Below are 26,380 nucleotides of genomic sequence, written 5' to 3'. Positions count from 1 at the left end.
GAACTCCTCGAATTAGGCATCTAGAATACCCGATTCAGCCGGGGGTTCGTGTGCCATTCGTCATTGCCGCGTGAGTTTGTCGACCGCACGCCGGAAGCGCAGGAACAGCAGTATCGCCGCTACGCTCAGGCCGATGCTCAGGCCGATCCAGAAGCCCGGAGCACGCAAGCCGAGCACCAGGCCGAGATAGATGCCGGAACTGAGGCCAACCGCCCAGTATGCGAATACGGTGATGATGGCCGGCACCGTGGTATCTTTCAATCCACGCAAAGCGCCACCGGACAGGGCCTGGATACCATCCGGATACTGGAATACGGCGGCATAGACCATCAAGGTCGCGGCCAGACCGGCGATGGCGGCGTCATCGGTATACCAGCCGCTGATGACATGCCCGCCGAAAATCAGCATCAGCGCCGACAAGGTCTGAGTCATCAAGACCAGCAACAGCCCCGCACGCATGGCCCAGCGCACGGCCGCGACATCGCCGGCACCGACGGCATGGCCGACACGGACCGTGGTCGCCAGAGCCACGCCGAGCGGAATCATGAAACTAGCGCTGGCCACATTCAGGGCAATCTGGTGCGCGGCGACATCCACCGCGCCCAAGCGCCCGATGAACAGGGCAGTGGCCACGAACAGGCTGCCCTCCATGAAAATGGCGATACCCATCGGCACGCCAAGCACCAACAGCTCCCGGATAACCTTGAGATTCGGCCATTCAAAGCGCGAGAGCAGACCGAGATCGCGGAAATGCGTGGAGTGCTGCAAATAAACGGCGAAGGCGATGAATTCCAGCCACATCACGATGGCGGTGGCATAGCCCAAGCCAGCCGCACCCATTTCCGGAATCGGACCATAGCCGAACAATAAGAGGGCACCGATGGGAATCAGTAGAATCAGCGTGGCGATGCCGAACACCAGCGTCGGCTGGGTCCAGGACAGCCCCTCGCTCAGATAGCGGGTGGCGAAAAACAGCGCCAGTGCCGGCGCACCCCAGCTGATGGCATGCAGGAAGGCCGTGGCCGGGGCCAGCACTTCGGGCGCAATCTGCATCCACACCAGCAGCTGCGGACTCCAGCGCATGAATAGTTGCAGCAACAGGCCGACGGCCAGCGCCAGCCAAAGCGCCTGACGCCAGACCGGACCGACTTCCGAACGGCGACCGGCACCGTTGAGCTGGGAAACCGTCGGCGGAATCGCCATCATCAGCCCAACACAGATCAACAACGCCAATGACCAGATAGCGCTGCCGACCGCTACCGCCGCCAGAGTAATTGGACCATGGCGTCCGGCCAACAAGGTGTCCACCACGCTCATGGCCATGGACGCCAGCTGACCGATGGCGATGGGCAGTGCGAGCGCGAAGGTGATCCGTGACTCGGCGCGCAGCCGTTGCCAGGACGAAGGAGAATGCGTCATAGTGGCCACTCGAGAATTACCCAGTTTAAACCAGATCTCGGAGCACACGCCATGACGCTACCCTCTTCGCAGCAACGACGCTGCGGCGACTGCCTAGCCGTAGTGAACGGCATTTACTGCCCGCAATGCGGGCAGAAGCAGAAATCCCCGGTGCGGCATTTCGGGCAATTGGCCGGCGAATTCTTCAATGATGTATTGAATCTCGACACCCGCCTGCTGGACACCCTGAAAGTCCTGTTGTTAAGCCCGGGGCGGCTCAGCAACGAATACTTCGCCGACCGGCGTACTCGCTACATCAGCCCGATCAAGCTGTACTTCCTGCTCAGCATCGTGACATTCTTTCTGATCCAGCAAAATCTCGAGATCCTGACTGGGGAGCAAACCACCCTGAGCTCCATCGAGCCGGGCGCAGCAAAAGCGTTCGGCGATGATATGTACTCCGCCATCGGGGATATCAAGGCCGCTCCGATCGCGGCCAATGGGTTACCGGATGGGGCCAAAGACTTGCTGCACGAACGCTTGAGCCGACTGGAAAAAATCCTCGGCAACAAAGACTGGACGCAGCTGCTGCGTACGGGACTGGCGGCGGCGCCCCAAGCCCTGCTGGTATTATTGCCGCTCTTCGCTCTGCTGTTGAAAATCGTCTATCTGTTCGATAGGCGTCTGTACATGGAGCATCTGATCATCGCCCTGCATAACCATGCGTTTGTGCTGCTGACGATTTCCCTCGACATCGTACTGTGGTGGATGAGCGACTGGGTCTCCTCCAACTGGTGGCAATCATTGACGGTTCTGTTCAGCAGCCTGCTGGGGCTCTGGGTGCCGGCCTACCTCCTGATTGGGCTGAAGCGGACTTACCGGCAAAGCTGGAAAATGACGGTATTCAAATTCATGCTGCTCGGACTCTGCTATCTGAGCTTGCTGGCCTTCGGTGTGGTTCTGAATATTCTCTTCGGTCTGTTGCTGCTGTGACTGCGTGAAACATTACGCAGTTTTTAGTGGATTTTTTACTGAATGCTGTCTGAACAAGGCTTTGCGTGTGAAACCTTTTCAACAGGTGAAAAAATCACCAGTTTTGCTTTGGTGCTTGCTGAATTAGCCGGTCAAGGCCACCTATTATCTTCATAAATTATTGAATTATATTAATTATTTCAATTTGATTAAAAAATAATCAAGTTGCTGAAATGACCGTCACAAAGAGCCCGACGTGGCTTGTTCGCCGCCCTATCCACATTGTTATCCACAATGCATGTGGATAATACGGTTTCTCGATATAGATGAACAAGATAGTCCATAGTCTTGGAAGACATGCTCAACAACCCCCAGCAACTGAGGACAATTGCCCTCCAGCATGGCATTGAATTACCCGCATGCAAGGCAAGTCATGGCTAAGCGACTGAAATTTGTGCACAGCATTGCAGTAGGTATTTGATTCGCACTTTTCAGGACAGCGGACATCGCCATCGGGTTACACACTTCGTTAAGCTGCTGTTTGCAAAGATGACACAATGACCGGCCAGAGCCATCGCTGCGCCAGTATGCGGCGACACACTGCCATATGGACTATTCTAGAACTCTTGCATCCACACTTTTATCCACCGCCACCGAGACGGCCCGCTTGTTCAAACCGCTGCAATGTCTGAAGGTCGCCCTCCCCTTGCCACTGCCGGGCTTGTTCGATTATCTGAGTGAGGACGGAAACACTCCTGACCAGAGTTGGATCGGCTGCCGGGTTCGGGTACCGTTCGGGGCCCGGGAATTAGTCGGCTGGGTCAGTGCCGTGGGCGTGGCGGAAACACCACCGGAAGCACTCAAGCCGATTGTGACGCGTCTGGACCGGATGCCGGTGATGACGGCGGAACTGCTGCAGACCCTGCGCTGGACCGCTCAGTATTATCAGGCGCCACTCGGGGAGGTCCTGAGTGCCGCCGTGCCTGCATTGCTGCGCGAAGGCAAGACACCACCGGAGGTCTGTATTTATGCGTGGCAATTGACTGCCGAAGGCAATGCCGGCATCGACAGCCTGCGTAGGAACAGCAAACCGCAGGCGCTGGCGATGCGTCTGCGTTCCGGCGCTGTCTCGGAGGCGCTGCTGGATTCCGATACTGTGGGCTGGCGTAGTAGCATGCGCAGTCTGCAGGCACGGCAATGGGTCGAACGGCTCGCCTTGAACCGTTACGACGAGGCAGGCGCGGCACCGGTGGCGGATGGACCGGTGCTGAATGCCGACCAGCAGGCCTGTGTACAAGCCCTGCAAACGTCACCTGGTTTCACCGTGCACTTGATAGAGGGCGTCACCGGCAGCGGCAAAACCGAAATCTACATCCAGGCCGTGCGCGACTGCCTGGCGCGCGGCAAGCAGGCCCTGGTTCTGGTGCCGGAAATCGGCTTGACGCCGCAGACCGTGGCGCGCTTCCGGTCGCGCCTGCCGGTACCGGTGCATGTATTGCATTCGAATCTTTCCGATGGTGACCGTGCGCGGGCCTGGACCGCCATGGCCGAGGGTATCGGACGCGTATTAATCGGCACCCGTTCGGCGGTATTCACGCCGATGCCGGAAGCGGGCCTGGTGATTATCGATGAGGAGCACGACAGCAGCTACAAACAACAGGATGGTTTCCACTACCATGCGCGCGATTTGGCCGTGCTGCGTGCGAAGTCCCTCGATGTCCCGGTGCTGCTCGGTAGCGCGACACCGTCCCTGGAGTCCTGGCACAATGCCGATATTGGTCGCTATCGGCGGCATCATCTGCCGGAACGGGCCGGATCCGCCAAACCGCCGATGGTGCGCATCACCGATATCCGGAAAATCCGGCTGCAGCATGGACTGTGCCAAGCCCTGTTGGATGGCATCGCGGCCTGTCTCGATGACGGCGGCCAGGCACTGGTGTTCAAGAACCGCAGGGGCTATGCCCCGGCACTGCTCTGCCATGACTGCGGTTTCATCGCACAGTGCCCTCGCTGTGACACCGCACTGACCCTGCATGCCGGACAGCGGCGTCTGCATTGCCATCATTGCGGCCATCAAAAACCAAGACCCCCGGCCTGCCCTGACTGCGCTTCGCTGGCGTTGCAGCCGCAGGGCTTCGGCACCGAGCGCTTGGAAGAAGCATTGACCGCGGCATTCCCGGATTATCCCTGCATTCGCGTTGACAGCGGAACCACGCGCCGGCGTGACGGACTGGCCGGTCAATTGGCGGAAATCGGCGATGCTCCCGGCATTCTGGTCGGTACCCAGATTCTGGCCAAAGGCCATGATCTTCCCAATCTGCGCTTCGTCGGCGTGGTCGGCGTCGATGAAAGCCTGTTCTCATCCGATTTCCGCGCCCATGAAAAACTGTCGCAACTGCTCATCCAGGTGGCCGGACGTGCTGGTCGCGCCGACAAACCCGGACAGGTACTGATCCAGACGCATCATCCGGACCACCCGCTTTTGGCGGATCTACTCGCTGGCGGCTATCGGGGATTCGCCCGCAAGGCCCTCGATGAGCGTCGGCTGGCGGAGCTACCGCCCTTCACCCACATGGCACTGCTGCGCGCGGAATCGGTTCATAGCGAGGCCGCTCAACGCTTCCTCAATGAGGTGGCCGCAATGATCGATGCGCAACGGCGCGAACTAAAACTTGCGATGCACAGCTCCGGCGTCCTGCCGGCCGGCATGCCGCGCCGGGCCAGCCGTTACCGCTGGCAGCTGGTCTTGAATGCGATGCAACGGAACGGCCTGCAGAGCCTGCTGGCCGCTATCCGCGATGAGGTGCATGCTCTCAAGTCATCGCGGAAGGTACGTTGGTCATTCGACGTCGATCCCTGCGATTTTCTTTAGCCTCGCCAGGCTGCCACAGCAGCATATACATACAGTCCGTAACCGAACGGACATACAGAGGTCCGTTGAGGGCCGGCGTGCCGGTGCGGATTCTTTGGCATAATGGACCATGATCAAAATCGCCCTGCTCGATGACCATGCCATCCTCCGCGATGGCATCAAGCATCTGCTGAACAGCGAGGCAGACCTGCAGGTCTGTGCCGAATGCGAACGGCCGAGTCAACTTGAACCGCTACTGCAAAGGCACCGACCTAATCTACTGATCACCGACCTGAACATGCCCGAAGGCGGCGGCTTCCCGTTGCTGCAGCGCATCCGGCCCGGATATCCGGAGCTGCTGGTGATTGTACTGAGCATGCATGAAAATCCCGGCTTCGTGTCCAAGGCCCTGTCATTCGGCGTGAACGCCTATATCACCAAGACCCGCGCCGCCGCAGAACTGGTTCTGGCCATCCGCAGCGTAATCAACGGCAACCGCTATCTGTCTTCGGACATCGCGCGCGGGATGCAACATCCGGAAATTCGTCTCAGCCCACGCGAACGCGATGTGTTGCGGGCCCTGTTGCAGGGCAAGAATCCGAAAGCCATCGCTGCCGAACTGGGCATCACCGACAAGACGCTGTATGCACACCGCACCCACATCATGCAGAAAACCCAAGCCCGGTCGCACTCCGAGCTACAGGAGTACGCACTCAGCCTGGGTCTGATCTGATCGGATCGGATCAAAAAGCGATGCGGACACCGGCGGAGAGCGTGAAGCGGTCGGCATTCCCGCTGTCCTGGCCATTGCCACGCAGGTACCAGTGGGACTCGGCGCGGCGATAACCCAGACCCAGCCCCCAGCTCAGGAAGCCCTCCGGATACGGCATGCCTTCCACGGTGAAGCCGGTGTCCGGTAGCCCGACATAGTAAGCACGCATCCCGGTATCGACATCATTGAGCACGAACCGGTAACCGGCCTGCACATCCCAGGCAAATCCGTTTGGCAGCTCACGGCCGTAGCGCAGATCCGGACCGAACAGGACGCGGTTCAGGCTTGCGTCCGGAAAACCAAGCTCCAGTCCGGTGCTGCCGGTTTCCGCATAGGCATCCAAGTCGGCCCAATCGGCACTGGCGAGCAACGCCAATCCGAAATGCGGGCCGAATTTACGGCCAGCTTCGATGGAAAGTCCACGTGAATCGCCTTCACTGCGGCTATCTGCCAAGCTATCGTTGAGTCCGGTGTCCAATGTCCGTGTAATTCGGCTGTCGAATTCCGAATACAGGGCATAGCCTTGCCAATACCAGACTTCGCTTTGCTGGCGCGCATACAGGGCAATGCCGGTGCGGTCGCCGCGGATCTGATCGCGGACGCCGTCGTACTGTATACGGTCATCGGCCGTGAAGGCCGCAGCACCAATGCTGACATCCTGCCAGCGCCAGTCGGTACCGGCGGCCCACAGTGTACTGTTGATGTCGGTGTCCAGGAAGCCGCTTTCACGCTTGCGCGCATCGGGACTGGCGAACATGAACCATGCGCCACCGCGTTCGCCATCCACGCGCTCGATGTCCCGCAGGCGCTCGTTCAAAAGCGGCTGCAAGGCATCACTAGTTTCAAGCACAACATCTTTCATGGTGGTCTGTGACTGCCCAGACAAGGCGAGAATCGCTGCTGCCGCGCGTCCGGCATCGGTGGATTGCAAGGCCGCCGCCGATTGCCGGAGTGCCTCGCTGCCGGCACCACGATCGAGCTGCACAAAAGCCGCCTCGAGATTCGCCGCCGAATTCAACTGCGTGGCACTGTAGCTTTGCAAGACATCGGTCACCGCGCGGCGCTGGATGCTGGCGTCGATGTGCGTATCCCGAATGCTTGCGCTGCTACTGAACCAGGGCGAGTCTATCTGGCTCTCGCTCGTGCCGCTGATGGATGTTGCGGTCAGCACCGTGCCCTGCCACTGGCTGGTGTACCCAGACGGTGCGAGCAGCCTGAGGCCGGTACCGTTCAGATCCAGCATGCCGTTGATCTGCAGCGTGCTTCCGGCAGCCAGGCCGAGCGTACCCGCATCCGCATATACATCGCCGTTGATGATGCCGCCGTAGGCGTTAAACGCCCCGCCACGGAGAAATACATCGCTCCCAAGGCTTCCATAAAGGTTCAAGGAACCGCTGTCGATGCGCGTCGGCCCGGTATAGGTGTTGTTGCCGGTCAGCGACAAGCCGCCACCGCCGATTTTAATTAGATCGCCGTCTCCGGAGATATCATTGCTGAATGTCCAGTTCACCGAGTCCGGCACGGCCGCAGAAAAGGAGGTCGGCAATAACGCAGGTCCGCGCACTGCCTTTTCGGCGTTGACATAACCCCAGCCGTAAATCGGATCCACGCCGAGCGCACCGAGATCGGTGGCAGTGGTTAGCAGCGTTTGCCGAACTTGATTGCCATTAAAGCCCGGAAAGGCTTGGTACACTAAGGCCGCAATGCCGCTGACGACCGGCGCGGCCGCCGAAGTTCCGGCAAACCATTTGTAGGAGTCTGCGGTGAGCGGGTCGGTTTGGGTTACCGTGGGCAACAGCAGATTGACGGTTCCAGGAGCGGCCAGACAGAAATCCATCGCAATCGCACCGCAGGGATTCGAATACCCGGCCTTGGTGCCATTCAACGGACTCATCGCCACCACCGCCACGATGTTGTTGAGATCGGTATAGAAGGCCGGCGCCGCCGCCAGTATGCCGGCACTGTCGTAGTCAGCCTGGTCGCCGTCATTGCCGGCGGAAATTACCAGAAACGCGCCGGAATCGCGGATGGCGCGCATCTCGTCAAGCCACGGCGCCACATAACGCGTTACATCGCTGCTACTGGCGCCGTTTGCATCGGGGGCGCTTTTGCTTGGGTCATCTTCGTTATAGCCATAGCCGAACGAAAAATTGAATACCTTCGCGCCCCAAGTAATGATGGAGAAAATGTTGGCATTCCAATCAGCCAGTGCCAAGGTGGAAGCCGGTGCGACACCGCCGGGGTAATCGCCCCAGGCTCCCCCTGCGGCTATGGCGGCGACGCTGGTGCCATGGCTGGTATTGTCCGGATCATCGTCGGTCAGATCGCCGAACGTGATGCTGTAGCGGTCTTTGAGCGAAGCATTATTGATGTTGAATCCGTTGTCATACACCACCAGTTTCACGCCGGCACCGGTGAAGCCGGCCGCATTGGCTTCAGTCACGCCGGTTTTATTGCGAAAGTATGTGCTGTAGTTGACGGGGGTAATGAGATTGCATACTTTTGGCCGCTGCGGCACCGGACTTCCGATCAAGACCGAAGCCACCGGATCGGCCGTGCTATTGGGGTCGAGGCAGGTATAGGTGGTCGTGGTCGTGATGCTGGCCAGTCCGCTCTGCACGGCGTATTGCCCCGTCGGACAGGTGCCGTCGGTGACGGTATCGGTGGTACTGCTATCGACAAAACTACCCTGTCCGTCTTTCTGCGCACAGGTCAACACCGGAGTTACCGTACAGACCTTGGTTTGAGTCACGATTGGTGACGAGGTGGTGGTGGTCGCAATCGGATTGGAATTGCTGTTGGGATCCGGACAGGAATAGCTGGTGGTCGTGCTCGTATAGGAAATACCAGACGTGGTCAATGTCGATCCGGCCGGACAGGTGGAATCGGTCACGGAGGGATTATTGACCGTGCTGGTGACGAAAATACCCGTCCCTAGTCGCTGCGAGCAGGCAATAGTCGGCTGCGGATCGGGCTTGGTAGAACCTCCGCCGCCGCCGCCGCAACCAACCAAAATCAGTAGCCCTAGACAAATAGACGTCTGACGTAGATACCGCATGCCATTCCTCACTGTAATGTGGTCCAGTTCGATTCTAGCGTGAGCGGCAGGCCCAATGGTGAAAGGGATCACCCGCCAGTAATCAACCCGCTAGCGGGCGGCCAGAATGTCTATGTTTTCTCGCAGTTGAAGGAAGGAAAGCGTCTGCTTTGTCCAATATCAATCAATATATAAATCAATAATTTAGTTGATTTAACATGACATGACTTGCTATTTATTGTATATGATAATAAGATTGATTCTCATTTAGATATTTGGTTATGCTGATCATGCCCTCGCGTACCGTGTTCGCCCTCAGCCTTTGCCTTACGCTGACTTCCCTGGCACAAGCCCGACCGGACGATCCGGCGGTCCTAGATAAAATCGAAGTCAAAGGGTTTCCCTTCCGCTATCAGGCCAGCGACCCGAGCAGCGCTATGAAAACCGAAACGGCACTGAAAGACACGCCGCAAGCGGTCACTGTCGTCACCGAGCAGCAAATCGACGATCAATCCCTGCATGGTATGTCGGATATCCTGCGCTATGTGCCTGGCGTCGGCATGGCGCAAGGCGAAGGACACCGGGATGCCCCGGTGATGCGGGGCAATACCAGCACCGGCGATTTCTTCACGGACGGGATCCGCGATGATATCCAGTATTTCCGGGATCTCTACAACGTTAGCCAAGTGGAGGTATTGAAGGGGCCCAATGCGATGGTTTTCGGCCGCGGCGGCTCCGGCGGCATCATCAATCGCGTCAGCAAACAGGCCGATGGCGGTCACCACCAGGCGTTTTCCATCCAGGCCGGCAGCGCCGACTTTCTCCGCGCTGAGGTCGATGTCGGCGATGCCCTGAGCGATACCGTTGCTTACCGATTCAATGCCATGATTGAAAATGCCGGCAGTTTCCGCAACGATGTCAGCAGCAATCTACGCGGCTTTGCTCCGGGCATGACCTTCGGCATCGATGCCAATACCCGCGTGGTTCTGAGCGCTGAACTGTTCAGTGATACCCGTACAGTTGACCGCGGCATTCCATCCTATCTTGGAAAACCGCTGGATACCGAGCCTAGTCTTTTTTTTGGCAACGCTGACGACAGCCATGCCGATGCCGATGCCACGTCCTACGATGTCCTTGTTGAACACGACATGGATGGTGCCGTGCTGCGTAGCCGGACGCGTATCGCCGATTACGGCAAGTTTTACCAGAACGTTTATCCGGGCGCGGTCAATGTCGGTGGTACCGGCGTCGAGATTTTGGCTTACAACATCCGGACCGACCGGACCAATGTCTTCAACCAGACCGATTATGTCGTCGATATCCTCTATGACGATGTCACCCACCGCCTTGTCGTCGGCGCGGAACTGGGGCGGCAGAATACCGCTAACTTCCGTGAAACCGGTTACTTCGGCAGCATCGGCAGCACACAGACCAGTGAACTGGCGGCAATCGAAAATCCTGCACCGATACTGCCCGTGCATTTCCGGCAGAGCGCCAGTGACGCCGACAATCAGGGCACGGCGGAAACCGCAGCACTCTATGTCCAAGATCAGATCCATCTGGGTGACCGGTGGCAGATGATCGCCGGCCTTCGCCTCGATCGGTTCCACATGGATTTCCACAACAAGCGCAACGCGACACGCATCGAAACCACGGACACACGCCTATCTCCGCGCGCCGGCGTGATCTACAGTCCTTCGGAGGCAATCTCGGGGTATGCGAGTTATGCTGAAAGTTTCGTGCCGCGTGCCGGCGACCAGCTGGCCTCCTTGACGCCCAACACCGCCAATCTGGCTCCAGAAGTCTTTGTTAGTACGGAAATTGGAATGAAGTGGCAGCTGAGCAAGGGTCTATTCACCAGCGTGGCCGTGTACCAGCTCGACCGCAACAACGTTGCGGTGACCGACCCGGCGAATCCCATGCAGACGCTACTGATCGATGCCCAGCGGAGCCGTGGTCTGGAATGGGAAATCGGCGGCAATATCAGCCGCACACTTCAGATCGTGGCTGGCTATGCCTATCAGGAGGCCGAATTGACCCATGCACTGTCGACTTCAGTTCCGGCCGGGACCGTGCTGCCCCTCGTCCCCGAACACTCGGGCTATGTCTGGAGTCGCTGGGATATCAGCGCACACTGGGGGCTTGGACTCGGCATCAATGGCCGAGGTAAGGTGTACACCACGGCCAGTAACAAGGTATCGTTGCCAGGATTCAGCCGTCTCGATGCCGCCATCTATTACAAGGCCAGCGAATACCTGAAGCTCCAGGCCAACATCGAAAATATGGCCGACAAACGCTATTACCCATCAGCGCACAACGACAACAACATCAGCATCGGTACGCCACGGGAAGTAAAGCTCAGCATGCACCTCGATTTCTGAAAGCATTCCGACGCTAGTATAATAACGATATGATTCGAGTCCTCGCTGCCTTGCTGCTACCACTGGCTGCCATCGCCGCGCCGGCGGTAATTGAACCCTGGCCGATTCCGGCAGGCACTGCAGCGGCGCAACCGAGCCTGAGTCGCGGCGCGGATGGAGCCGTGAATTTGAGCTGGATTGAGCGCAGCGGCAACGGTCATCAACTTAAATTCGCACGTTTTGCCAATGCGCGCTGGTCCGAAACACGCACCATTGCCGAAGGCGACAACTGGTTCGTGAACTGGGCCGACTTTCCCAGCACGACGCAATTGCCGGACGGCACGCTGTGGGCTCACAATCTGATCAAGTCCGCCAAGGGCACTTATGCCTATGATGTCGTGCTGTACCGCTCAGATGACGGCGGTAAGACCTGGGCGGCACCAATCCGTGTCAACGACGATGGCACGCCGACCGAACACGGGTTTGCAAGCCTGTGGCCATGGTCAGAAAACGAATTGGCAGTGGCGTGGCTGGACGGCCGCAATACCGGCGGCGGCCATGATGCGCATGCCGGACACGGATCGTCAGACAATGCCATGATGCTGCGCACGGCAGTATTCGACCGCAATGGCCGCAAGACAGCCGAGTCGGAATTGGATATTCGCACCTGCGAATGCTGCCAGACTGACGCCGCCATGACCGCCAAGGGTTCTGTGATTATTTACCGCGACCGCGATCCGCAGGAAATCCGCGATGTCTACACCGTACGCCATGTCGATGGCCGATGGCAGACTCCGAAAGTGGTCGCGGCCGATCGGTGGCGGATGCCAGCCTGTCCGGTGAATGGCCCCGCACTTGCCGCCCATGGCTCATCGTTATGGGCCGCATGGTACACGGGCAGCGGAAATACGCCGAAAATCCGTCTGGCCTACTCGGGCGACAGCGGCACGACATTCGCACCCGCACGCACGCTTCGCAGTGCTCAAAGTGTACAGGGGCGTGTCGATCTTGCGGCAGATGCCGGTGGTGCGTGGCTGCTCTGGACCGAGGAATCTGCCACACAGACCCTGTGGCTGAGTCGACTTGGAACAAACAGCCGCCCTATCGGAAATCCGATACTACTGGCAACACTCAAGGGACGTGGTCGCGGCACCGGTTTCGCACGCATGCAGCAGACTGCACAGGCACTTTATGTGGTCTGGACCGATGTTCTGGATGGCAGACCAGTACTCAGAGGCGCGCGAATATCACTGAAATAACTCTTGGACAGGTTATTTAGCGCGGCTCATTTGCTGGATAAAACCAACGTATTCAGCGAAATCAAGCTTCTGATCAGCATTCCGATCGAATTGCGACAATGACGGCTTAGGCCCAGATAATGATTTAAGGCCAGGATGAGCATTAAACTCCGCAACATCAAGTGAGCTATTCCGATTTTTGTCTAATTGGATAAACTCGTTACGAAGTCTCTCAATCACGAGCATTTGTTTACGCTCATTGACTACTGCCGTTTTGAATTCATTGTAACTGAGTTGCTTGTTACCATCTTTATCCATGGCCTTGAACATGCTGTCGATACCGGCCTCAAGGTTTTGACCAGCAGAACCCGCTTTTGCTGACGTCGAGGACCTATCCTGTGCAGCCGATTGGTAAATGAAAAGCCAAGAGAGCTGGACAAATAGAATTAAGATGATTATTTTACGCATAAATTCTAGGCGGCTCACTGCGCGCTTGTTACACTGTTTTAGTGAATCTTCATTCTCTCATAGTCACCTCTAAACACAAAGCCTATTGGCAGCTGATCCGCGGTGACAGGCCAGTTGGAACCCTGCTATTGCTGTGGCCGACCCTTTGGGCCCTGTGGCTGGCGGCGGAGGGACTGCCGCCGCTTGACCTGTTGCTGATTTTCAGTGCCGGCGTCTGGCTGACACGCTCGGCCGGCTGCGTCATCAATGACTACGCCGACCGCTGGCTGGACCCCCAGGTCGAGCGCACCCGCACCCGGCCCTTGGCGCGCGGTGCACTGAGCGGCCGTGAAGCGCTGACAGCGTTTGTGCTGATGATGCTGATTGCGTTCGGTTTAGTGCTGATGACCAACAAACTCACCATTCTGCTCAGCATGGCCGGGGCCGTGCTGGCCGTGACATACCCCTACCTGAAACGGCACACCTATTTTCCGCAGCTCTATCTCGGTATCGCCTTCGGCTGGGGGATTCCGATGGCGTTCGCAGCGGTACAAGAACGAATTCCGCAGAGTGCCTGGCTGCTGTTTCTGGCCAATCTGCTGTGGACCACCGCCTACGACACCTGGTATGCCATGATCGACCGCGAGGATGATCTGAAAGCCGGGGCTAAATCACTGGCGATTTTTCTGGGCGATATGGATCTGCTGGCCATCGGCATGATGCAAGCCGGCTTTCTGGCCAGCTTAGCGCTAGTCGGCCGGCAGTATCATTTCGGGCTGTCCTATTTCATCTGTATCGCGCTGGCCGGCGTAGTGATTCTGTGGCAATTCAAAATCGCCGCCCTGCGCCATCGGGAAGACTGCTTCCGTGCCTTCCTGAGCAACCAATGGGTTGGTCTGCTGATATTCATTGGCTTCGTGGTGGCGCTGCTTTAAGTCACCCGCGCCAGACACCAGACATCCACCTGCTGCACGCCGGCAGTCAGCAAAGCCTCCCTCGCCGCACGGCAGGTGGCGCCGGTAGTAAACACATCATCGACCAACGCGACATGCCGTGGCAGCGGCGTCAGGGCACGGAAAGCGCCCCGCACATTGGACTCGCGCTCTGCGGAAGCCAAGGCGGACTGCATGGCGGTTTCGCGATGACGGATCAGCGCCGCCGGCAGGACCGGCAGACTGCGCCGGCGGCCCCAGTATCGAGCCAACTCCAAGGACTGGTTGAAACCCCGCTGGCGCAGTCGTCGGATATGTAAGGGCACCGGCACCAAGGCCATCGGTCGGCTGTCCTCGAAAGCCGACTCACACAATCGCGCCAACAGGCGGCCGGCACCGAGTTGGGCCTGAAATTTGAAATGCCGGATCAGGCCGTCGACCGGGTCGCCGTAATCGAAACCGGCCCACACCAAACCCTCACCGAACAGCTTGGGCGGCGGCCGGCAGGGCAAAGCCCGATAGCAGAGCAGGCACAGGTCCCACTCCGATAGCCCGGGATTACCGCAGAGCCGGCAGACCGTTGGAAAAATCCCGTAATTCAGGTGCTTGCAGAGTTGGTCAACAAGATTCATTGGCGCGCGGTTGACGGGCTGGGGTATCCTGTACAGGTTGCTACACCCTGCCCACCGCCACCATCGGAAACTTCCCATGACCGCCGTCATCCGACATGACTATACCCGGGCCGAAGTGCTCACTCTGATGAGCCTGCCGTTCGCCGACCTGTTGCACCGCGCCGGCAGCGTGCACCGCGCGCATTTCAATCCGAATCAGGTGCAGGTCTCCACGCTGCTCTCGATCAAAACCGGCGGTTGCCCCGAAGACTGCGCCTACTGCCCGCAGGCGGCCCGCTACAACACCGGGCTGAAAGCCCACAAACTGATGGACGTGGACGAAGTGTTGGCCAAGGCCGCGCAGGCCAAGGCCGCCGGCGCGACCCGCTTCTGCATGGGCGCGGCCTGGCGCAGTCCGAAAGACCGCGACCTGGAAAATGTAGCCGCCATGGTGGAAGGGGTGCGGGCGATGGGCCTTGAGGCCTGCGCCACACTCGGCATGCTCAATGCCGATCAGGCCAAGCGCCTGAAAGAGGCCGGGCTCGATTACTACAACCACAATCTGGATACGGGTCCGGACGAATACGCCGACATCATCAAAACACGCGACTACCAGGACCGGTTGGATACCCTTGAAAACGTGCGGGAAGCCGGTCTGAAAACCTGCTGCGGCGGCATCGTCGGCATGGGCGAAAGCCGCGAGGCGCGCGCCGCACTGCTGCAGACCCTGGCCAATCTGCCGGAGCACCCGGGTTCGGTGCCGATCAACCGCTTGGTGCAGGTGGAAGGCACGCCCTTGCACGGCACCGCCCTGCTCGACGCCTTCGAGTTCGTACGCACCATCGCCGCTGCACGCATTCTGATGCCGTTCTCGGTGGTTCGCCTGTCGGCCGGCCGTGCCGAAATGAGCGAGGAGCTCCAGTCCCTGTGCTTCCTCGCTGGTGCCAATTCCATTTTCTACGGCGAAAAACTGCTGACCACCGGCAACCCGGATGTGGAAGCCGATCAGGCGCTGTTTGCCAAGCTCGGCATCGAGGGCATGCCGGTAGTGGAAGAAAGCACGACCGTACACGCCGATGTGCTGTGCGGGGACAGCTGCGCTGCCTGAGCTATGACCCTGATCGAACGCCTGCGCCAGCGCGCCGCGCAGCGTGACGCGGCGCATACACGGCGCAACCGGCACGTGCAATCGCAGCGCCGCGGCATGTTGGCCGAATGCGACGGCAAAAGCCTGATCAACTTTTCCAGCAATGATTATCTTGGTTTCGCCCAGCATCCGGACGTCATCGCGGCTTTCCAGCAGTCGGCGGCACGTGATGGCGTCGGCAGCGCTGGCTCGGCTCTGGTTACCGGTCATTTCGCCGTACACCGTGAGCTGGAATTGCAGGCGGCGGCCTTGTTCGGTTATGAAGCGGCCCTATTCACCGGCAGCGGCTATCTGGCCAACCTCGGGATTCTGCAGTCCTTGCTTGATGACGCGTCGGTGTGCGTGCAGGACAAATACAACCACGCCTGCCTGCTCGATGGTGCTCGCTTTTCCGGCGCTACCTTGAAGCGCTATCCGCATGCCGATATGGTTCAGGCCGAAGCACGTTGCGCCGAAGCGAACACCGATACCCTATTTCTGGCCAGTGACGGCGTATTCAGCATGGACGGTGACGCCGCGGATCTCCCGGTTCTGCACGCCATCGCGCAACGCTACCACGCCACGCTGATGATCGACGATGCGCATGGCGTCGGTGTACTGGGTGCAACCGGTCTGGGTAGTCTGCAGGCAGCTGGTCTGCAGGCAGCGGATGTGCCGATCCTGGTATTGCCGGCCGGCAAAGCCCTGGGCGGGCAAGGTGCTCTGATTTTTGCCCAACGCGACATCATCCAGCACCTGTTGGAAACTGCGCGCCCGTATCTATTCAGTACCGCGCCGGCGCCGGCAATGGCGGCGGCACTGACAGCCTCGCTGCACTTGCTGGAAACACAGACCCAATACCATGCCGCATTACTAGACAACATCCATCATTTCCGGCGCCGCGCCGTGACTGCCGGCCTACCAATACTAGATTCGCACACCGCCATTCAACCGCTGATGGCCGGCGATAACGCAAGTGCGCTGCGCTGGAGCGAACAGCTGTGCGATGCCGGCTTCTGGGTGAGTGCCATCCGGCCGCCGACCGTACCGCAAGGCAAATCGCGCTTGCGCATCACTCTGACGGCATTACATACGGAAAAACAGATCGATGCATTGGTGGATGCGCTTTCACAAATCACCGAGAAAGACGATGGCCGCCACTGACTTAGACAAGGTCAAGCCGCAATTGCTTCTGCTGCATGGCTGGGCGATGCATGGCGGTATCTTTGCGCCGCTGTTGCCGCACCTGCAGACTCACTTCCATGTGCGCTGCATTGATCTTCCCGGGCACGGCAGCCAACGCGACAGCATCCTGCCGCTGGAATATCCGTCCTTCTGGCATCACCTGCTGCCGACACTGGAATCTCCATGTTACGTGCTCGGCTGGTCGCTCGGCGGTCTGTTTGCACTGCACGGAGCATTGAATTTTCCGGATCATATCCGCAGCCTGATTCTGATGAACGCCAGCCCCAGTTTCGTGGATCGTCCTGATTGGCCGGAAGGCATGCCGGCAGCGGTGTTCCGTCAGTTTGCCGCTGATCTTGCGCAGGACTACGACGGCACCCTGCATCGTTTCTTCATGCTCGAGGCCCAAGGCTCGGAACATCTGCGTGCCGACCTGCGCCGTCTGCAGGCCAACGCTTTCGAGTTCGGGCCGCCGGACCCGGAGGTGTTGCGCCAGGGTCTGTATCTGCTGGAAAGCACCGATCTGCGCGGACAGCTGCCGCAGCTACAGGTGCCGAGCCTGTGGCTGGCTGGACGCCGCGACCGCCTGGTAAATCCGGCAGCCATGCAGGCGGCGGCAGAAACGGCCGGTGGTGATTTCCAGTGCGACGAACATGGCGGACACGCACCATTCCTGACCCATCCGGCGGCGATTGCCGATGCGATCCGGATGTTTGCTGAGGGCGTGCATGCCTGAGAATCTGTTCGACCGCCGCGGCATCAAACGCCATTTCGCACGGGCCGCCGAATCCTATCTGGCAGCGGCGGCCTTGCAGAAAGAAGTAGAAGCCCGCCTGCTGGAGCAGGCCGACTATCTGGAATCGGCGCCGAAACGCATTCTCGATCTCGGCTCCGGACCCGGACGGGCAGCGGGTATTCTGAAAAAACGCTGGCCGAAAGCGCAAGTCATCGCCATGGATATCGCCCTGCCCATGCTGCGCCAGGTGTCACAACAGACGCGCTTCTGGCGGCCGATCAAACGCGTGTGCGCCGATGCGCTGCAATTGCCGTTCCGTGACCGCAGCTTCGACTTCATTTTCTCCAGCCTCTGCCTGCAATGGGTGCATCCGCTGCCGGATGCGCTGCGTGAGATCCGCCGCGTGCTGACGCCCGGCGGCTTGTTCGCCTTCTCCAGTTTCGGACCGGAAACACTGACGGAGCTGCGCGAGGCCTATGTCGGCATCGGTGAAACACCGCCGGTGTCGCCGTTTGCGGCCATCCAGCAGATCGGCGATGCGCTGCAGGGCGCGGGCTTCCGCAACAGCGTGCTCGATCGCGAACTGTACACCATGCACTACCCAGATCTGCGTGCACTCATGCAGGAGCTGCAGGCCATCGGTGCCACCGACGCCCGCCCGCAACGCCCGCGCGGCCTGGCCGGTAAAAACCGCTGGCGCGCCTTGAACGCCGCCTACCCGATCCGGGATGGGCGTATCGCCAGCAGCTGGGAAGTGATTAGTGCCATCGCATTCCGTCCCGGACAGAGTCCTGGGCCTCGAGAAGATGGGATTGTGGCGAGTATCGATGTCAGTCAAATACCCCGACGGATACGTTCATGATGCGTCGACTGTTTTTATCGCTGCTGCTTATCATGCCCATGATCGGCCGTGCTGCCAGCACTCCGGATCCGGTAGCTTTGCAAAGACAGGCTGAGGCTGTCGTGATGGAAACGCGGAAACGGCAGCCGGCATATGCACTGCTGGCCGAACAGCAGGCCGGCTTTCTGGTGAGCTGGCGCGAACAGGTGCGTCAGTTCATGGCCGTCAACGGCCGCCGCAACACGCAGGTGGCCAGCCGCGCCATCGCCACGGCATTGGGCCTGAATGCCAGCACTGCATATCTGTCCCGCAGCGATGACAATGCCATCGACGCCCTACTGGTCCAGCAACGGCGCTTGATGGCCATGGCGCAGACCGATGCCCGGCTGTGCGGCATTCTGCTCAACACCACCACCGCGCGCTTGGATGAAAACGGCCATACCCCATGGTTGCTGCGCAAACCCTACCGCGCACTGCAGCCGGATCTGGAGTCGGCCCTGTTCCAAATCGTGACCAGTGCCCAGGACAAGGCGCCACGAACGCTTCCGGAAGGGCAGAACCAGCAATTCACCCAGCGCATCGCTGCGCGCATCGGCGAACGCTACGGCCGCGATGGTCTGGAGGATCTCGAACGCATGCAGAACGACAACACCGCCCCAACCCTGCGCTGCCGCGGGATTTTTCGGCTACTGGAGACCATCGCCGAACAGCCGTCGGAATTACGTGCACAGTTGATGCGCATTTACTTTGGACAATGACACAATCTATGCTGGGACCTGCCCATGCGGTGCGCTGCATTACGAGGCCTGGGAACGCCGGTGAATATACTCGCGCACAAAACCCAAGATTTATAGTAAAGGCTTGAGCATAGGCCACACGTGATCACGCATCTTGATCTGGCCTTTCGCGTTCGGGTGCAGCTGGTCCGGTAGAAAATAGGAACGGTCGCTCGCAATTGGTGCCAACAAAAACGGCAGGAGCGCGGTCTTTTCCTGTTTGGCCAGATCGGTGTAAATGGCCGCGAAGCCCTCGGTGTAGACCTTGCCGTAATTCGGCGGCATCTGGATGCCGATCAAAAACACCTTGGCACCGCCGGCTTTGGACTGCCGGATCATCGCCTGCAGATTGGCGCGGGTCTGTGCCAACGGCAGTCCGCGCAGGCCGTCATTGGCACCCAATTCGATGATGACCAAGGCCGGTTTGTGCGTCTTCAACGCCGCCGGCAGCCGTGATTTGCCACCGGCCGAGGTTTCCCCCGACACGCTGGCATTGACCACCTGCCAGGACGGATGCGTGCTTTTCATCCGCGCCGCAGTCAGCGCCACCCAACCCTGTTCGGACGGCAGGTTATAGGCCGCCGACAGCGAATCGCCCATCACCAGCAGGGTCTGTTTGGCCGAAACTGGGCCAGCCATGACCATCAGCACAAGCACCAGACACACAAAACCTTGATATTGGCTGTGCCAGACTGCATGTAACAGATTACGGGCGCGATTTCGCATGGATCTCCGGGAGCAATCAGTGGATACAGCCATCAGGGTAACAAAGCTCGGCAAGCGCGTGCGCCTGCCGGAATCGGAACTGTGCATCCTCGAGGATGTCAGCTTCAGCCTGAACCGCGGCGAAACCGCGGCCATTATCGGCGCTTCCGGCTCCGGCAAAAGCACCTTGCTCTCGCTGATGGCAGGATTGGACACGCCCAGTGAAGGCGGCGTCGACATCCTCGGTACCGCACTGAACGCGCTCGACGAAGACGGTCGCGCCAAACTGCGTGGTGCGTCGGTCGGCTTCGTATTCCAGAACTTCCAACTGCTGCCGGCGCTGACCGCACTGGAGAACGTGATGCTGCCGCTGGAATTAAGCGGCCATGCCGATCCGGAAGGCGCAGCGCGCGATATTCTCGACAAGGTCGGCCTGGCCGAGCGCCTGCAGCACTATCCGCGTCAGCTCTCCGGCGGCGAGCAGCAACGCGTCGCCATCGCGCGCGCATTCGTGGTCAATCCGGCGGTGTTATTTGCCGATGAGCCGACCGGAAACCTTGACACCGATACCGGGCGCACCATCGCCGATCTACTGTTCGAACTCAACGCCACCCGCGGCACCACGCTGGTGCTGGTCACCCACGATGAGCGTCTTGCCGCCCGCTGTCAGCGCCAGCTGCGCCTGAACGCCGGGCGTCTGGTGGCATGAACGTTCTGAAGCTGGCCTGGCGGCAGACCCAACGCGATCTGGCGGCGGGTGAAATCCGTTTGATGGTGATGGCTCTGGTACTGGCGGTGATGGCCGTCACCGCCGTCGGCATGCTCACCGACCGCGCCGAAGCCGGCCTGCAACAGGAAGCCAACCGTCTGTTCGGCGGCGATGCCGCTTTGCGCACCGATACACCGATTGCCGATGCCGTTTCGCTACGCGCGGAAGGCCTCGGACTTCAATATGCACAGACCGCGAACTTCCCGAGCATGGTGCAGACCGCCGGCGCCGTGACCCTTGCCGACATCCGCGCGGTGGACAGCCGCTTTCCGCTGCGTGGCGAATTCGAACTGCGTGGTACCGATGGCAACACCACCGCCCAACAGGGCGGACCCGAAGCCGGCACGCTTTGGCTGTCCGGCGATGCCGCACGAAAATTGAATGTCCGTATCGGTGATGCCGTCGGTGTCGGCAATCTGCAGCTGCGTTATGCCGCAACGCTGATTAAGGAACCGGACGCCGCGCTCGATTATTTCAATGTCGCTCCGAAAGTGCTGATCGCCTATGCCGACCTGTCGGCCAGCGGCCTCGTGCAAAATGGCAGCCGCATCCAATACCGCATGGTGGTGGCCGGCGACGATGGCGCCGTGACGCAATTCACCGCGCAGCAAGGCAAAAATCTCAAACGCGGACAGCGCCTGGAGAGCCGGGAGGATGCACGGCCGGAAATCCGTTCGGCACTCGACCGGGCCAACCGCTTTCTGTCACTGGCGGCATTGGTGTCGTTGATTCTGGCGGCGGTCGCCATCGCGCTGGCCGCGCGGCGACACAGCGCACGCCATCTGGATGCCAGCGCAGTCATGCGTTGTCTGGGCGCCAGCCAAGGCCGCATCGCGGCCTTGCAGCTGGGCGAATTGTTTTTCATCGGACTGCTCGGTGCAAGCGCCGGTGTGTTCCTGGCCTGGCTGCTGCAATGGGGCGTGGGAATGTGGTTGGCCGATGCCATGGGCGTGACGTTACCGGCCGTCGGCTGGGGCTCGGTGCTGTCCGGTTATGCGGTGGGCTTCACCGTGTTGATCGCGTTTGCCGTGCCGCCGGTGCTGGCGCTGCGCAAAGTGCCGGCCCTGCGCGTGCTGCGCCGCGATGTGCCGGTCAATGAACCCAGTGCATGGACGGTCGGTCTGCTCGGCGTCGCCGGTTTGGCGGCACTGCTGTGGTGGAAAGCCGGATCGGCGGAACTCGGCACCATCATTCTTGGCGGCATTGCCGGCACCGCCATCATTCTGGCCGGGATTGCCTGCTTGCTGTTGCGCTGGCTGAAACAGGTGCGCGGCCGGCTGCATGGTCCCTGGCGTTACGGCCTGGCCAATCTCAGCCGGCATCAGGGCATGACGCTCACCCAGGTGTCCGCACTCGGCCTGGGGCTGATGGCCCTGTTGCTGCTGCTGTTCGTGCGTACCGATCTGCTCAGCCGCTGGCAGCAGACCCTGCCGGTCGATGCACCGAACCGCTTCGTCATCAATGTCCAGAGCGAGCAGGTCGATGGCGTGCGTGCCTTTGCAAAAGCGCAGGGCCTGACCGAACCGCTGCTGTATCCAATGGTGCGGGCCCGCCTGCAGGCGGTGAATGGCGCGCCGGTCAATGCTGCCGCCTATGCCGGCAAGGGCGAGCGTGCACGGCGACTGGCCGAGCGTGAATTCAATCTCTCGTCTGCTGCCAGTTTCGGCGCCGACAACCAGCGTACCGCCGGCACTTATTGGAATGCGGACTACCGCGGTCCGGTGCAGCTGTCGGTGGAAGAGGAATTCGCCGAGACCCTGAACTGGAAGCTCGGCGACCGCATCCGTTTCGATGTGGCCGGAACGCCTTTGGAGGCACGCATCACCAGTCTGCGCAAAGTGGAATGGGAAAGCTTCAAGCCGAATTTCTTCGTGCTGGTCTCGCCGGGCGCGCTTGACGGCTTCTCGGCCAGCTACATTTCCGCACTGCATGTGCCGAAACAGAAACTGCCGACCATCGATGCGCTGGTGCGCGAATACCCGAACCTGTCGGTCATTGATATCGATGCGGTGTTGAACCAGGTCCGCAGTACGGTCGATCAGGTCAGTCGCGTGGTCGAATCGGTCTTCTATTTTTCACTGCTGGCGGGATTGCTGGTGCTGATTGCCGCGGTGCAGGCCTCGCAGGACGAACGCCTGCAGGAAGCCGGCGTGATGCGCGTGCTGGGCGCTTCCAAGAAACAGCTGCGTCTGGCTCAGGCCACGGAATTCGGCAGCCTCGGTTTGCTGGCCGGCACGGTAGCGGCGCTAGCGGCCAGCACCATCGCTGGCCTGATTACCGTGCAGGTGTTCAATCTGCCCTGGCGTTTCGAAACCACGCTGTTGCTGTATGGCATTCTCGGCGGCACCCTGCTGGCGCTGGTCACCGGCCTGTGGGCCACGCGGCGGGTGACCGAAGCGCCGCCAAATGAAACCTTGCGGACGCTGTGACCATAATCGATCAATAAATTGTCTGGAAGTGCGGCGCAGCTCAGGTCAGTTCGATAGCATCGAACGGCACCACCGGATCGACATCGGCCGCGTAATCGACGCCGGCGATGCCGAAGCCAAACAGTTTCAGGAACTCGGCTTTGTAGCTGGCGTAATCAGTGTGTTCGAACAGATTGACCGTAGTCACTGTCGGCCAAATCAGTTTCACCGCGTGCTGCACTTCCTCACGCAGTTCCCAATCATCCATGCGGATGCGCTGCTGTTCATCGCGATCGTTGCCCGCGCCGTACAGCTCGGTGCGAAACATGCGGTCGATCTGCTCGATCGGGCCTTCATGCAGGCCGAGCTGCTTCATCACCCGGAAACAGATGGAGATGTACAGCGGCATCACCGGAATCGCGGCCGAGGCCTGGGTGACCACCGATTTCAGCACGGCGACATTGGCGCTGCCGTTGAGCGCTGCTAATTTCGCGCGCAGCGCAGCGGCGGCACGGTCCATGTCTTCCTTGGCCTTGCCGAGCGCACCGTGCCAGTAAATTGGCCAGGTGATCTCGGTGCCGATGTAGCTGTAGGACACCGTTTTCACGCCCTCGGCCAGCATGCCGGCGGCCTGCAGGGCGTCCATCCACAGCTCCCAATCCTCACCACCCATGACCGTCACGGTGTTGGCGATTTCCTCTGCGGTGGCCGGCTCCACTTCGGCATGGATGATGACATCCTTGCTGGTGTCGATGGCGGTTGACTGATACGGGGTACCGATCGGCTTCAGTGCCGAGCGCACCAGCTCACCACTGTCCGGCAGTCTGCGCACCGGCGAGGCCAGGGAATAGACCACCATGTCGACCTGGCCGAGATCGGCCTTGATGATGTCGATGACCTTGGCACGCATCTCATGCGAGAAGGCATCACCGTTCACGCTCTTGGCATACAGGCCTTCGGCATGCGCGGCTTTTTCGAACGCCGCCGAGTTATACCAACCGGCGCTGCCGGGCTTGGATTCGCTGGCCGGTTTTTCCAGAAACACGCCAAGCGTGGCGGCATGGCAACCGAAGGCAGCGGTAATGCGTGAAGCCAGACCATAGCCGGTGGAAGCGCCGATGACCAGCACCCTCTTCGGACCGCCATCGATGCTACCGTTTTCCTTGACCACCGCAATCTGTTCGGCAACATGCACGGCGCAACCGGTCGGGTGGGTGGTGGTGCAGATGAAGCCGCGGGTTTTCGGGGTGATGATCATGGCAGTGGTCCTGATTCGGCCGGAAGCGACCGTGAATGTCGGGAATTCATTATAAAACGCATGCTAGCCAACGAGTGTTTGAATACTGTGCCTTCACACATTGCCGCCGGTCAGAATCAAGCCGATGCGCTTGCCGGTGAACAATGCCGGATTGGCCAGCACTGCCGCCAGCACGGTGGCGCTGCTGGGTTCGATGACACTGCCCAATTGCTCGGCAACCAAGGCCTGTGCGTCACGGCATTGTGCATCGGAAACGGTCAACACCTGCAGCACGTGTTCGGCGATGATGGCGAAGTTGGGCACGCCGACCACAGCGCGCAGGCCATCGCAGATGGTATCGGGTACCAGATGGGTGATGCGCTCCTTGGCCAGCAGCGAAGCCACCGTGTCGGCCGCGCTTTCCGGCTCCACACCGTACAGTGGAACATCGACCGGATCCAGCGCAACGGCGGTGCCGGCAATCAGACCACCGCCGCCGATCGGCACCATCACGGCATCCAGGGCGGGCACTTCGGCCAACAGCTCCAAGGTGGCGGTGCCTTGCCCGGCCATCACCTGCGGATCTTCGTATGGATGCACCAGCGTGGCGCCGGTTTCAGCAATGAGATCGCGGGTCATTGCTTCGCGCGCGGTCTGGGTCGGCGCGCAGCGGTGCACGATGGCACCGGCGGTGCGCATGGCCTCCAGTTTCGAGGATACCGCCCCTTCGGGCACCACCACATGCGCGACGATACCGCGCAGTTTCGCGGCCCGCGCCAGCGCCGCGCCGTGATTGCCGGAGGAATGTGTGATCACCCCGCGTGCGGCAGTGGCTTCGTCCAGAGCGAATACGGCATTGATTGCACCGCGGAATTTAAACGCACCACCGACCTGCAGGTTCTCGCATTTGAAAAACAAGGATGCGCCGGATAAGGCATCCAGCGCCGCAGAGGATTTCACCGGTGTACGCAGCGCATAGGGCGCGATGCGCGCGGCGGCAGCGAGGATGTCGGCATAACCGATCATGTTTTCTGCTCCGGTTTCTGACCAAGCAGACTGCTCAGCGCGGAGCCGAGCACGACCAGCACGGCGCCGGCAAAGCCGAGCAGGCCTACATGCTCGGCAGCCACGGCATCGGGCCAGAGCGCATGCACCAGCGCAATCACGCCCAAACACAACATCGGCGTAGTCGCCAAGACCGCTGACACCCGCGAGGCCTGCCAATGTTCCAGAGCTTCGGCGAAGGCGCCATAGGCGACCAGGGTATTCACGGCGCAATACAGCAGCAGCGCCCAATGCAGGACATCGAGATTGGCCAGTGCCGAAGGATGCGCGAATGGCCACAGCAGCAATGCCGAAAACAGATAGATGACCGCGAGAATATGCTGCGAGGACAGCCTCAACAACAGTTGCTTCTGCATCAGGGCATAAGCGGCCCACGACAAGGCAGCGGCACCGACGATAGTCGAACCGAGCAGATAGTTGTGGCCGGTGACCAGACCGCCGGCGAACTGATCACGGAAGAACAGGCCCAGACCCAGCACGATGATCAGCAGCCCCAGCCATTGTCCCCAGACGAACCGTTCGCGGAAGATGAACACACCACCGAGCGCCATCAGCAAGGGCGCCAGCTGAATCAGCAGCTGCGCATTGCCGGGCGAGGTGTATTTCACCCCGAGCAAATACCCGACATAATTGCTAATCAATAAAACGGTAGCCAGCAGCAGCCAGCGCCATTGCGTGGGTTGCAAGGCTCCGAAAGCCGCCATTCGGCGTTTGCCCACTAACCACAAACCCATGAACACCGCGGCAAAGGCGAAGCGGAACCAGGTCAGGGTCATCGGGTCGATTACGCTCAGACTCATCTTCAGAGCCACCGGCAGGGTCGCCCAACACGCCGCAGTGACCAGCGCCAACAACAAACCGAGTTTCCAACGCCCTGAGGCCTGATGCAGCATGTCGAGTCCGTACATCCAAGG

At 60.1% G+C, this 26,380-nt stretch carries 21 protein-coding genes; 13 read left to right on the top strand and 8 right to left on the bottom strand.

Translation table 11 applies throughout. The features are described 5' to 3' along the window. Positions 1-60 precede the first annotated feature (60 nt). Positions 61-1,428 (bottom strand): MATE family efflux transporter, encoded by a 1,368-nt coding sequence (locus tag ACIQ0Q_RS02355; protein WP_395771341.1) that lies wholly within the window; start codon positions 1,426-1,428, stop codon positions 61-63. Positions 1,429-1,470: 42 nt separating this feature from the next. Between ACIQ0Q_RS02355 and ACIQ0Q_RS02350 the strand changes: the two genes are divergently transcribed. The 3 genes from ACIQ0Q_RS02350 (at position 1,471) to ACIQ0Q_RS02340 (ending at position 5,954) form a co-directional block, all read left to right on the top strand. After that, the gene (locus ACIQ0Q_RS02350) at positions 1,471-2,391 is read left to right on the top strand and encodes a DUF3667 domain-containing protein (RefSeq protein WP_395771340.1); all 921 of its coding nucleotides are present in this window, start codon (positions 1,471-1,473) and stop codon (positions 2,389-2,391) included. A gap of 646 nt (positions 2,392-3,037) precedes the next feature. Next, complete coding sequence (locus ACIQ0Q_RS02345) at positions 3,038-5,242, top strand: primosomal protein N' (RefSeq protein WP_395771339.1); 2,205 nt, start codon at positions 3,038-3,040, stop codon at positions 5,240-5,242. A 109-nt stretch (positions 5,243-5,351) separates the two neighbouring features. After that, positions 5,352-5,954: a response regulator gene (locus ACIQ0Q_RS02340; RefSeq protein WP_395771338.1), complete on the top strand. Its 603-nt coding sequence runs from the start codon at positions 5,352-5,354 to the stop codon at positions 5,952-5,954. Positions 5,955-5,964: 10 nt separating this feature from the next. Here ACIQ0Q_RS02340 and ACIQ0Q_RS02335 read toward each other — a convergent pair whose 3' ends face one another. After that, positions 5,965-9,051 carry a S8 family serine peptidase gene (locus ACIQ0Q_RS02335; RefSeq protein WP_395771337.1) on the bottom strand — a complete coding sequence of 1,029 codons (3,087 nt, stop codon included), beginning with the start codon at positions 9,049-9,051 and terminating at the stop codon, positions 5,965-5,967. A 260-nt stretch (positions 9,052-9,311) separates the two neighbouring features. On the opposite strand from ACIQ0Q_RS02335, the gene ACIQ0Q_RS02330 reads away from it, so the two are divergent. Continuing rightward, positions 9,312-11,411, top strand: a complete 2,100-nt coding sequence (locus ACIQ0Q_RS02330; protein ID WP_395771336.1) for a TonB-dependent receptor — start codon at positions 9,312-9,314, stop codon at positions 11,409-11,411. A gap of 29 nt (positions 11,412-11,440) precedes the next feature. After that, a complete protein-coding gene (locus ACIQ0Q_RS02325; protein WP_395771335.1) occupies positions 11,441-12,649 on the top strand; it encodes a sialidase family protein in 1,209 nt (402 codons plus the stop codon). A gap of 12 nt (positions 12,650-12,661) precedes the next feature. On the opposite strand, the gene ACIQ0Q_RS02320 is transcribed toward ACIQ0Q_RS02325, so the two are convergent. Continuing rightward, a complete protein-coding gene (locus tag ACIQ0Q_RS02320; RefSeq protein WP_395771334.1) occupies positions 12,662-13,114 on the bottom strand; it encodes a hypothetical protein in 453 nt (150 codons plus the stop codon). Positions 13,115-13,137: 23 nt separating this feature from the next. Here ACIQ0Q_RS02320 and ubiA point away from each other — a divergent pair, with 23 nt between their 5' ends. After that, positions 13,138-14,010, top strand: a complete 873-nt coding sequence (ubiA, locus tag ACIQ0Q_RS02315; protein ID WP_395771333.1) for a 4-hydroxybenzoate octaprenyltransferase — start codon at positions 13,138-13,140, stop codon at positions 14,008-14,010. On the opposite strand, the gene ACIQ0Q_RS02310 is transcribed toward ubiA, so the two are convergent. Beyond that, the gene (locus ACIQ0Q_RS02310; RefSeq protein ID WP_395771332.1) at positions 14,007-14,639 is read right to left on the bottom strand and encodes a ComF family protein; all 633 of its coding nucleotides are present in this window, start codon (positions 14,637-14,639) and stop codon (positions 14,007-14,009) included. The genes ubiA and ACIQ0Q_RS02310 overlap by 4 nt on opposite strands. A gap of 76 nt (positions 14,640-14,715) precedes the next feature. On the opposite strand from ACIQ0Q_RS02310, the gene bioB reads away from it, so the two are divergent. From bioB to ACIQ0Q_RS02285, 5 genes are read left to right on the top strand one after another with little or no spacing between them, the layout of a single operon-like run. Next, complete coding sequence (gene bioB, locus ACIQ0Q_RS02305; RefSeq protein ID WP_395771331.1) at positions 14,716-15,726, top strand: biotin synthase BioB; 1,011 nt, start codon at positions 14,716-14,718, stop codon at positions 15,724-15,726. Positions 15,727-15,729: 3 nt separating this feature from the next. Next, positions 15,730-16,908: an 8-amino-7-oxononanoate synthase gene (locus tag ACIQ0Q_RS02300; protein ID WP_395771330.1), complete on the top strand. Its 1,179-nt coding sequence runs from the start codon at positions 15,730-15,732 to the stop codon at positions 16,906-16,908. Then, complete coding sequence (gene bioH / locus ACIQ0Q_RS02295; RefSeq protein ID WP_395771329.1) at positions 16,895-17,665, top strand: pimeloyl-ACP methyl ester esterase BioH; 771 nt, start codon at positions 16,895-16,897, stop codon at positions 17,663-17,665. The genes ACIQ0Q_RS02300 and bioH overlap by 14 nt, the downstream gene beginning before the upstream one ends. After that, positions 17,658-18,527, top strand: coding sequence for a malonyl-ACP O-methyltransferase BioC (gene bioC / locus ACIQ0Q_RS02290; protein ID WP_395771328.1), 870 nt, complete (start codon positions 17,658-17,660; stop codon positions 18,525-18,527). Before bioH ends, bioC begins: the two co-directional genes overlap by 8 nt. Then, on the top strand, positions 18,524-19,264 hold the full coding sequence (locus ACIQ0Q_RS02285) for a hypothetical protein (RefSeq protein ID WP_395771327.1): 741 nt from the start codon (positions 18,524-18,526) through the stop codon (positions 19,262-19,264). The genes bioC and ACIQ0Q_RS02285 overlap by 4 nt, the downstream gene beginning before the upstream one ends. Positions 19,265-19,354: 90 nt before the next feature. Here ACIQ0Q_RS02285 and ACIQ0Q_RS02280 read toward each other — a convergent pair whose 3' ends face one another. Continuing rightward, positions 19,355-20,008, bottom strand: coding sequence for an arylesterase (locus ACIQ0Q_RS02280; protein ID WP_395771326.1), 654 nt, complete (start codon positions 20,006-20,008; stop codon positions 19,355-19,357). Here ACIQ0Q_RS02280 and ACIQ0Q_RS02275 point away from each other — a divergent pair. Together ACIQ0Q_RS02275 and ACIQ0Q_RS02270 are read left to right on the top strand one after the other, a co-directional pair. Then, positions 20,007-20,696 carry an ABC transporter ATP-binding protein gene (locus tag ACIQ0Q_RS02275; protein WP_395771325.1) on the top strand — a complete coding sequence of 230 codons (690 nt, stop codon included), beginning with the start codon at positions 20,007-20,009 and terminating at the stop codon, positions 20,694-20,696. The two genes, ACIQ0Q_RS02280 and ACIQ0Q_RS02275, sit on opposite strands and share 2 nt — an antisense overlap. Next, positions 20,693-23,185, top strand: coding sequence for an ABC transporter permease (locus ACIQ0Q_RS02270; RefSeq protein WP_395771324.1), 2,493 nt, complete (start codon positions 20,693-20,695; stop codon positions 23,183-23,185). Before ACIQ0Q_RS02275 ends, ACIQ0Q_RS02270 begins: the two co-directional genes overlap by 4 nt. A gap of 40 nt (positions 23,186-23,225) precedes the next feature. Here the strand turns inward: ACIQ0Q_RS02270 and fabV are convergent, their stop codons facing one another. The 3 genes from fabV to ACIQ0Q_RS02255 form a co-directional block, all read right to left on the bottom strand. Beyond that, positions 23,226-24,422, bottom strand: a complete 1,197-nt coding sequence (gene fabV / locus ACIQ0Q_RS02265) for an enoyl-ACP reductase FabV (RefSeq protein WP_395771323.1) — start codon at positions 24,420-24,422, stop codon at positions 23,226-23,228. Positions 24,423-24,515: 93 nt separating this feature from the next. Then, positions 24,516-25,427 carry a pyridoxal-phosphate dependent enzyme gene (locus ACIQ0Q_RS02260; RefSeq protein ID WP_395771322.1) on the bottom strand — a complete coding sequence of 304 codons (912 nt, stop codon included), beginning with the start codon at positions 25,425-25,427 and terminating at the stop codon, positions 24,516-24,518. Then, a partial coding sequence (locus tag ACIQ0Q_RS02255; RefSeq protein WP_395771321.1) for a DMT family transporter occupies positions 25,424-26,380 on the bottom strand: 957 nt, incomplete at its 5' end. The genes ACIQ0Q_RS02260 and ACIQ0Q_RS02255, both read right to left, overlap by 4 nt.

Origin of the sequence: Arenimonas sp. (assembly GCF_044348765.1) — a bacterium.
Lineage (GTDB): Bacteria > Pseudomonadota > Gammaproteobacteria > Xanthomonadales > Xanthomonadaceae > Arenimonas.
Note: the sequence above shows the minus strand (reverse complement) of the source record. Positions and strands in the feature narration are given on the sequence as shown.